The sequence below is a fragment of the Fusobacterium sp. IOR10 genome, from assembly GCF_010367435.1.
GTDB lineage: Bacteria > Fusobacteriota > Fusobacteriia > Fusobacteriales > Fusobacteriaceae > Fusobacterium_B.
Map to the genome: position 1 here is coordinate 25052 of NZ_WJWY01000024.1, position 8482 is coordinate 33533.

Genomic DNA, 8482 nt, shown 5'->3' on the forward strand with positions numbered 1-8482 from the left:
CATCATCTCCTAAATATTTTTTAACGTTATTATTATACTATTTCATTTGAAAAAAATATACATTTTTTCTATTTAACTACTATATTTACTATTTTTTTAGGGACAACAATAACTTTCACAATGTTTTTCCCTTCAGTGTGTTTTATTACATTTTCCACTTCAAATGCTCTTTTTTCTATTTCCTCTTTACTTAAATTAGAATCAATTGTTATTGATCCTCTCATTTTTCCATTTACTTGAATAGCCATAGTAACTTCGTCAGAAATAGTTAATTTTTCATTATACTTTGGCCAAGAAACATTAAATAAATCTTTATCTTTATTTAATTCTTCCCATAACTCTTCTGCAAAATGAGGTGTGAATGGAGAAAGCATTATAATTATATCTCTAATTGTTTCCCCAAATATTTTTTTAGATTCTGATGTTTCTTTCTCTGTTCCAAGTACATTTGCTCTATATGAATAAATTTCGTTAACTAATTCCATAGTTCCTGCAATAGCTGTATTAAAGTGATAGTTATCTTCTATTGAATCAGTTATTCTTTTTATAGTTTGGTGAAGTTTTCTAACTAAAGATTTATCCTCTTTTGAAACTTTTGTGTAATCTATTTGTTCTTCTGAAATATAATCTTTGTTTTCAATTACTATTCTCCATACTCTATTTAAAAATCTTACTGCTCCAGAAAGTCCATTTTCATTCCATTCTAATTCTCTCTCAGGAGGAGCTGCAAACATAATAAATAATCTTACTGCATCTGCACCATAATTTAATATTATTTCCTCTGGGTCAACTCCGTTATTTTTAGATTTTGACATTTTTTCCATTTTAACAGATAATTCCTCACCAGTTTTTATAGAATATGCTTTTGCTCCCTTTGTTTCAACTTCATTTAAAAATAAAAATTTATTTTCTTTTTCTGAAAAATAAGAGTTAGAAAGAACCATTCCTTGAGTCAAAAGTCTTTTAAATGGTTCATTTGAAGAAACCAAATTTATATCTCTTAGGGCTTTATGGAAAAATCTAGCATATAATAAATGCATTACTGCATGTTCTACTCCACCAATATATTGATTAACAGGGAACCATTTATCCACTATTTCTTTATCAAAAGGAGCTTTTTCATTCTTAGGATCACAATATCTTAAAAAATACCATGAAGAATCAAAAAAAGTATCCATTGTATCTGTTTCTCTTCTTGCTGGACCACCACAAATTGGACATACAGCATTCTTGTACTCTTCAGAAGTTTCTATAGGATTACCATTTCCAGTAAATTTAACATCCTTTGGTAAGTTTACTGGTAAATTTTCATCTTTCTCCATAACAGTTCCACATTTTTCACAATATAGGGCCGGTATAGGAGTTCCCCAATATCTTTGTCTAGAGATTCCCCAATCCTTTAATCTATATTTTACTGTCTTTTCTCCCCAGTTATTTTCTTCAACATAATCAGCCATTAATCCTATAGCTTTCTTTGAGTTTGTTCCATCAAATTTACCTGAGTTAACTAATTCTCCAATATCCGTAAATGCTTCTTCCATATCATTTACATTTATAATTTCTTTTTGTCCTTTTGGATTTATAACAACTTTCATTGGTAAGTTATATTTTTTAGCAAAGGCGAAATCTCTTTCATCGTGAGCAGGAACTGCCATAACCGCACCTGTTCCATAATTCATTAAAACATAATCAGCTATCCACAAAGGAACTTTTTCTCCATTCACAGGATTTATAACATGCCATCCTGTATCTATTCCATTTTTTTCTTTACCTTCTGCAGTTCTTTCTATAATATCTGTATTTTTCATAGCTTCTATTTTTTCTTTTAAGCTATCATTTTCAGCAATTACTTTCCCAACAATAGGATGTTCTGGAGCTACAACTGCATAAGTTACACCATAAATAGTATCTATTCTTGTTGTGAACATTGGCAATTTTTCTCCAGTTTCTTCAACAGTAAAAACTATTTCTGTTCCATAAGATTTTCCAATCCAGTTTTTTTGCATTGCAAGAACTTTATCAGGCCATCCCCCTTTAAGTTCCTTATGTCCTTCTAATAATTCATCTGCATAATCTGTTATTTTAAAGAACCATTGTTCTAAATCTTTTTGAATTACTTGAGTTTTTGAGTGTCTCCAACATTTTCCATCTTCAACTTGCTCATTAGCTAGAACTGTTTGGCAATCTGGACACCAGTTAACTGTAGATTTCTTTTTATAAATCAATCCTTTTTCATAAAACTTTTTAAACATCCATTGATTCCATTTATAATATTCTGGAGTGTAACTAGCTATTTCTCTATCCCAATCATATGATAAGCCCATTAATTTCAACTGTCTTTTCATATTTTTTATATTTGACTTTGTCCAAAGATCTGGATGAACTCCATTTTGAATAGCTGCATTTTCAGCTGGAAGTCCAAAAGAATCCCATCCCATAGGTTGGAGAACGTTATAGCCTTTCATTCTTTTATATCTTGAAATTACATCTCCTATTGTATAATTTCTTGCATGTCCAACATGTAATTTTCCAGAAGGATAAGGCAGCATAACTAAAACATAATAATTTTCTTTATTATCAACTGTATTTTCAGTTTTAAAGAGATTATTTTTGTTCCATTTTTCTTGCCATTTTTCTTCAACTTCTCTAAAATTGTATTCTTTCATTTCTTCCTCCTATATATTTTTCAAGCTTTTCAACCATTTTTTTACTTTTAATTTTATTCTTTGATATGTGTTATCTATTGTTTTATTTGATTTATCTAAAATTTCTGCTATTTCCCCATAGGAATAACCTTGTATTAGGTATTTCAATACATTTTTCTCTAAATCACTAAAATGTTTTTCAGAATAAGTTTTAAATTCTTGCATTAACTCTTTATATATAAAAATTTCTTCTGCATTTGGGGCCTTCTCTTTAAAAATTTTTTCTTTTATATTTTCATCACTACTAGTATATATAACATTTAGTACTTGATTTTTTTTAGAATTAGAATTTTTTAACGCTGATATTATTTGTCTTCTCATACACATAATAACAAAGGTTTTAAAGGATACCTCTCTATTAAAATCAAAACTTTTAATTCCTTTTAATAAACCTATCATGCCTTCTTGAATTAAATCTTCTCTTTCTCCATCTATTAAATAATAATTTTTTGTATTCATATAGATATATTTTTCATATTTTTTTAATAATATTTCAAAACTCTCATTATCTCCTGATTTAGCTTTTATCAAAGCTTCAATTTCAAATGAATCCATGATACCCCCTATTATATTTAGTAAACAAATTTAGCTATTTCTGATAACAATATTCCCCCTGCAACAGAAACGTTTAGGGAATTTATTTTTCCATGCATTGGTATTTTGATCAATACATCACAATTATCTTTAACTTTTTTTCTTATACCAAATCCTTCACTACCTAATATTAGTATAGTTTTTTCAGGATATTTCTCCTCATTATAATTAATTGCTCCACTACCTTCTGCTCCATATACCCAGTAACCTAATTTTTTAAATTTATCTAATGTTTGTGAAATATTTACAACTTTTATAATATCAACATATTCTATGGCTCCTGTTGACGTTTTTACAACAGTTTCATTAATTTTCACTGAGTTTCTTTCAGGAATAACTATTCCTGAAACACCAAAAATTTCTGCACTTCTTATAATTGCTCCAAAATTTCTAGGATCTTGAACTCCATCTAAAACCAATATAATATCTTTTTTCTTAGGAGCTACTTTTTCTATAAATTCCCCTATTTCTTTATAGTAATCATAGGCTGAAATATAAGCTACAACTCCTTGAGAATTATCTACTTTTTTCTTTATGAATTGTACTCTGATATTTCTTTGAGATGCTTTTCTTTTTATAAGACTCACTTTTTCTTCTCTCAGTCCTTGAAATATTTCTATTTTTTCTATATCCTTTTCTTTATTTTCTAAAACTTCTATTACTGGATTTAACCCTATTATTTTTTCCATATTTCTCCCTTTATATTTCTTCTTTTATTCTTGAAATATTTCCACCAACAGCTCTTAATCTAACCTCTAGAGATTCATAACCTCTGTCTATATGGTATATTCTATTTACAATTGTTTCTCCATCTGACTTTAGTGCTGCTAGAACTAACGCTGCTCCAGCTCTTAAATCACTAGCCATAACTTTAGCCGCTGAAAATTCCTTTATACCTTTTATTATTGCTATATTTTTTTCTACAATAATGTTTGCTCCCATCCTATTTAATTCAGGAACATGCATAAATCTATTTTCAAAAATTGTTTCTTTAATTTCACTAGTTCCATTAACTAAACACATTAATGTCATTAATGGCGATTGTAAATCAGTTGGAAATCCAGGATAAGGCATTGTTGTTACTTTAGTCCCTGTCATATCTTCTATTTTTGATTTAACAATAAATAGTCCATTAGAATCAAATTCATATTGTAGACCCATTTCTGAAAGTTTTACTAAAAAACTCTCTAAACATTCTGGCTCTACCCCATCAATTTTAATTGTTCCATTAAACATTATTGATGCAATTATAAATGTTCCAGCAACTATTCTATCTGGCATTATAGAATATTCACAAGGAATTAGTTTCTCAACTCCTTCTATTTCTAATCTACCAGTTCCCATTCCTGATATTTTTGCCCCCATTTTATTTAAAAAATTGCATAGGTCTGTAATTTCAGGCTCTCTTGCTATATTTTCTATAACTGTTTTTCCTTTGGCTTTAACTGCAGCTATAATTATATTTTCACTAGCACCAACACTTGGGAAATCTAGTATTATTTTGCTTCCTTGTAAATACCCTTTTTCAACTTCCCCTTGAACATATCCATGATCTATTGAAATTTTTGCTCCTAAAGCCTCAAATCCTTTTAAATGTAAATCTACAGGTCTAGCTCCTATTGCGCATCCTCCTGGTAAGGAAACCTTTGCTTTTCCACCATTTGCCAACATTGGCCCCATAACCAAAAAAGAAGCTCTCATTTTTTTCACTAGCTCATAGGAAGCTTCTATATTTTTTATTCCATCATTAATAATCTTATAAGAATTTTCATCTAATTTTTCTATTGTTAACCCTAAACTTTCTAAGAGTTTTATTAATGTCCTTATATCCATAAGACTTGGAACATTTTTTAATACATATACCCCTTTTTCTATTAATGTTGCTATAAATATAGGTAATGATGCATTTTTTGAACCTTCAACTTTCAATGTTCCTTCAATTTTCTTCCCACCAACTATTCTAAAAGCTTCAACGCTCATTATCTTTCTCCCCTTCTTCCTTGCATATTGGACATTTTACACCGAACAATTTATCTAGAAATTTTATTTCAGAGAATTTTTCAACTTTCTCTGAAAATTTATTTTTTAATAAATAGAAATGTTTTTTACATATTTTTTTTCCCTCATATTTTTCATATATGGGATTTAAACCTTTTTCTATATATCTTTCTTCTTCACTTTCTAAAATTATATCTTCTTTTTCATTTTCAAAAGCTTCTTTAGAAACTAAAACCATTCCAATATCCCCTGAAAAAGAAATTCCATCTACTAATCTATAACTTAATCCTATTTTTTCAGCATACTTTATATACTCTCTTACATTTTTAAGATTTACTTGCCTGTTTATTTTTAAAAGAGTTGCGTCTTTTCTATTCATTAAATCTAGAAATTTTTGATTGCTTTTTCCATTTAAACTTTTCTTTTTTGCCGCTATTATTATATTTTCTTTAAATTCTCCCAAATAATAATTTTTTTCTATTTGTAATTTTTGGAGTTTTACCCTTACTTTTTCTTTTTCATCAAATATCTCCATTTAAGAACTTCCCTTCTATTCATTGCTTTTTTACAATAATTATAACATAAAATGTTCAACATTAAAATAAAATTGGTTGCAATAAAAAAAAATGCTATAATTAATTTATAGATACATTATTTTATTAATAGGAGTTTATTATGAATATTTTTAAATTTTATTTATTTTATGCATTTTTATTCTTATCTTTTTCTATTAATTCTTTCTCTGAAAAAATAAATATCACCTTTAACTTTAATGTTCCCAATGGTTATATTTATTATGATGAAAAAATCGAACCTATTCTATTTAAAAATAACACAGCTTCTTTAAAAATTGAAAAGGGAAATTATACATTTGTATTTTCTGATATTAATAATAATTTAATAAAAAAAAATATTCCTATTTTTAAATCTAAAGAATACAAAATCAGATTTTTGGAAAAAGATATAAAAAAAATTAAAGGAAAAATTTTAAGTGAGGACTTCAAACCAATTTCTAACTGTAAAATTGAAATTACAAATAGAAAAAAAACACAAATTATTACCAGTGATAGTTTTGGTAATTTTCAAATGGTCCCTTTAAAGGGTATTAATCTTATAAAAATAAGCAAACCTGATTATTGTTCTAAAATTGCTATTCGAAATTTTAAGTCATCTAGTTCTTCAAATGTTTTCATACTAAGTAAACAAAACTATTCTATTCTTGGAACTATCATTAATGATGTTTTTCCAATTAAAAATATACCCATTTATCTTTTTTCTCAAAATGGATCTCTTCTAAAAAAAACACAAACTGATATAGATGGAAATTTCTCTATAACTAATATAGCTTCAAAAAATTGTTATATTTTCATTCCAGAAACTAAAAAATTTAAAAGTTATAAATCAAAATTTTTTAATATGGATATTTATAAGAAAAAAATATGTGTAAATTTAGAAAATAATTGATCTAAATAGTATTGATGTTATTATTTTCCAAAAAAAACAGAGATAAATAAAATCCCCTTACAATTAAATTATATAATAAAATAAAGGGGATAGTTTACTTATCTCTTAACTAAATAAATTAAAAAGTATATACTCAATTGTTTTATAATCTGAAAATTTTAATAAGCTTTACAACAAAATTGATCATTAAAATTTACAAAAAATAAAAAAAACCACCAATGAATAGTAGTTAAATGGTGCGAAGAGAGGGACTTGAACCCTCACGTCGGAGACACTAGATCCTAAGTCTAGCGCGTCTGCCAATTCCGCCATCCTCGCATATTTATGGTGCGCCATACAGGATTTGAACCTGTGACAACACGATTAAAAGTCGTGTGCTCTACCAACTGAGCTAATGGCGCATATATTTTGGGGTGACCGACGAGACTTGAACTCGCGACAACCAGTACCACAAACTGGCGCTCTACCAACTGAACTACGATCACCAAATGGCGTGTCTGAAGGGATTCGAACCCCTGACCCACGCCTTAGAAGGGCGTTGCTCTATCCAGCTGAGCTACAGACACAAAAAAAATGGAGCGGGAAACGAGATTCGGACTCGCGACATTCAGCTTGGAAGGCTGACGCTCTACCAACTGAGCTATTCCCGCATTTGGTCGGAATAGCAAGATTCGAACTTGCGGCCCCTTGCTCCCAAGGCAAGTGCGCTACCGGACTGCGCTATATTCCGACGTCCTAAGACAAGAATAATAATACCATATTCTATTATTCTTGTCAACAATTTTTTATTTATTTTTTTAAATATACACTATTTTAATATTATGGTAGAATAAAGTATATTATTTTTAAGGAGGTTTTTATGAAAAGCAAAAAAATTTCAATTGGTTTTTTATTAGGAGCTGTTTTAATAACTGGATGTACTAATGACTTTATTAGACCTGAAGGTTCCACTTCATATACAAATTCTGGAGCTATGGGCGGTGCAGTTGCTGGTGCTTTAGCTGGACAAATAATTGGACAAGATACAAAAGGTACTCTTATTGGTGCAGCTGCAGGAGCCTTATTAGGGACAGCTGTAGGTTCATCTATGCAACAACAAGAAAATGAGTTTAGAAGCGTTCTATACAGCTCTGGAGTGGGAATTGTCAACACTGGGCGTTCAATTCTATTAACATTGCCTGGAGGATTAACTTTCCCAACAAGTGGAGCTCAAATAAAACCTGAATTTACAAGACAATTAAATTCAATAGCTTTTGTTCTTAACAAATATCCTAATTCAAGAATTAAAATAACAGGACACACAGATAATACTGGCTCTTATAATTATAATTTAACTTTATCCGAACAAAGAGCTTATTCAGTTAGAAACTATTTAGTAAAACAAGGGGTTGATTCACAAAGAATAACTTCATTGGGAATGGCATCAGACTTACCTATCTCTTCTAATTCTTCCAAAGCTGGTAGACAAGCAAATAGAAGAGTTACTCTAGAAGTTTTCTCTAAATAAAAATTAACCTTAAATAAAAACTCAGTGAATTAATATTATAATTTTTACTTTTAGAGCAGAGATCCTATCTCTGCTTTATTTTTTATAAAGGGTCTATAATATTTGGTGTTGGTATTTGTAAAAATACTAATGCCTTTATTTTTTGCAAAAAAAAATTGAGACAAATAAAAAAATCCGTTACAATTAAGTTGCGACACCAAAAGAAAGGATGTGA

General features: G+C 28.8%; 7 protein-coding genes and 6 tRNA genes. 2 read left to right on the forward strand and 11 right to left on the reverse strand.

All coding sequences use genetic code 11. The features are described 5' to 3' along the window. Positions 1–68 precede the first annotated feature (68 nt). From leuS to GIL12_RS07605, 5 genes are read right to left on the reverse strand one after another with little or no spacing between them, the layout of a single operon-like run. Complete coding sequence (gene leuS / locus GIL12_RS07585) at positions 69–2666, reverse strand: leucine--tRNA ligase (RefSeq protein WP_163469889.1); 2598 nt, start codon at positions 2664–2666, stop codon at positions 69–71. 9 nt (positions 2667–2675) lie between these two features. Then, positions 2676–3260 carry a sigma-70 family RNA polymerase sigma factor gene (locus GIL12_RS07590; RefSeq protein WP_163469890.1) on the reverse strand — a complete coding sequence of 195 codons (585 nt, stop codon included), beginning with the start codon at positions 3258–3260 and terminating at the stop codon, positions 2676–2678. A 17-nt stretch (positions 3261–3277) separates the two neighbouring features. Then, positions 3278–3988 (reverse strand): 23S rRNA (guanosine(2251)-2'-O)-methyltransferase RlmB, encoded by a 711-nt coding sequence (gene rlmB / locus GIL12_RS07595; RefSeq protein WP_163469891.1) that lies wholly within the window; start codon positions 3986–3988, stop codon positions 3278–3280. 10 nt (positions 3989–3998) lie between these two features. Continuing rightward, complete coding sequence (murA, locus tag GIL12_RS07600) at positions 3999–5279, reverse strand: UDP-N-acetylglucosamine 1-carboxyvinyltransferase (protein WP_163469892.1); 1281 nt, start codon at positions 5277–5279, stop codon at positions 3999–4001. After that, entirely contained in the window at positions 5269–5832 is a 564-nt protein-coding gene (locus GIL12_RS07605; RefSeq protein WP_163469893.1) for a DUF1694 domain-containing protein, read from the reverse strand. The genes murA and GIL12_RS07605 overlap by 11 nt, the downstream gene beginning before the upstream one ends. A 140-nt stretch (positions 5833–5972) precedes the next feature. On the opposite strand from GIL12_RS07605, the gene GIL12_RS07610 reads away from it, so the two are divergent. Then, positions 5973–6761: a hypothetical protein gene (locus GIL12_RS07610; RefSeq protein WP_163469894.1), complete on the forward strand. Its 789-nt coding sequence runs from the start codon at positions 5973–5975 to the stop codon at positions 6759–6761. 234 nt (positions 6762–6995) lie between these two features. Here GIL12_RS07610 and GIL12_RS07615 read toward each other — a convergent pair. The 6 genes from GIL12_RS07615 to GIL12_RS07640 all read right to left on the reverse strand — a co-directional run bounded on the left by GIL12_RS07615 (position 6996) and on the right by GIL12_RS07640 (position 7491). Beyond that, positions 6996–7079: transfer RNA gene (locus GIL12_RS07615), tRNA-Leu, on the reverse strand. Positions 7080–7086: 7 nt separating this feature from the next. Continuing rightward, positions 7087–7162, reverse strand: a tRNA-Lys gene (locus tag GIL12_RS07620). 8 nt (positions 7163–7170) lie between these two features. Further along, positions 7171–7246, reverse strand: a tRNA-His gene (locus tag GIL12_RS07625). 4 nt (positions 7247–7250) lie between these two features. Further along, positions 7251–7327 (reverse strand) — tRNA-Arg (locus GIL12_RS07630). Positions 7328–7335: 8 nt separating this feature from the next. Then, positions 7336–7411: transfer RNA gene (locus tag GIL12_RS07635), tRNA-Gly, on the reverse strand. A 3-nt stretch (positions 7412–7414) separates the two neighbouring features. Continuing rightward, positions 7415–7491 (reverse strand) — tRNA-Pro (locus GIL12_RS07640). Positions 7492–7620: 129 nt separating this feature from the next. Between GIL12_RS07640 and GIL12_RS07645 the strand changes: the two genes are divergently transcribed. After that, positions 7621–8268, forward strand: coding sequence for an OmpA family protein (locus GIL12_RS07645; protein WP_163469895.1), 648 nt, complete (start codon positions 7621–7623; stop codon positions 8266–8268). The last annotated feature ends 214 nt before the right edge of the window (positions 8269–8482 follow it).

Excerpts from the sequence above, each read along its gene's own strand:
- leuS (WP_163469889.1), bottom strand. The coding sequence starts at position 2,666 with ATGAAAGAATACAATTTTAGAGAAGTTGAAGAAAAATGGCAAGAAAAA.
- GIL12_RS07605 (WP_163469893.1), bottom strand. The coding sequence starts at position 5,832 with ATGGAGATATTTGATGAAAAAGAAAAAGTAAGGGTAAAACTCCAAAAA.
- GIL12_RS07610 (WP_163469894.1), top strand. The coding sequence starts at position 5,973 with ATGAATATTTTTAAATTTTATTTATTTTATGCATTTTTATTCTTATCT.
- GIL12_RS07645 (WP_163469895.1), top strand. The coding sequence starts at position 7,621 with ATGAAAAGCAAAAAAATTTCAATTGGTTTTTTATTAGGAGCTGTTTTA.
- rlmB (WP_163469891.1), bottom strand. The coding sequence starts at position 3,988 with ATGGAAAAAATAATAGGGTTAAATCCAGTAATAGAAGTTTTAGAAAAT.
- GIL12_RS07590 (WP_163469890.1), bottom strand. The coding sequence starts at position 3,260 with ATGGATTCATTTGAAATTGAAGCTTTGATAAAAGCTAAATCAGGAGAT.
- murA (WP_163469892.1), bottom strand. The coding sequence starts at position 5,279 with ATGAGCGTTGAAGCTTTTAGAATAGTTGGTGGGAAGAAAATTGAAGGA.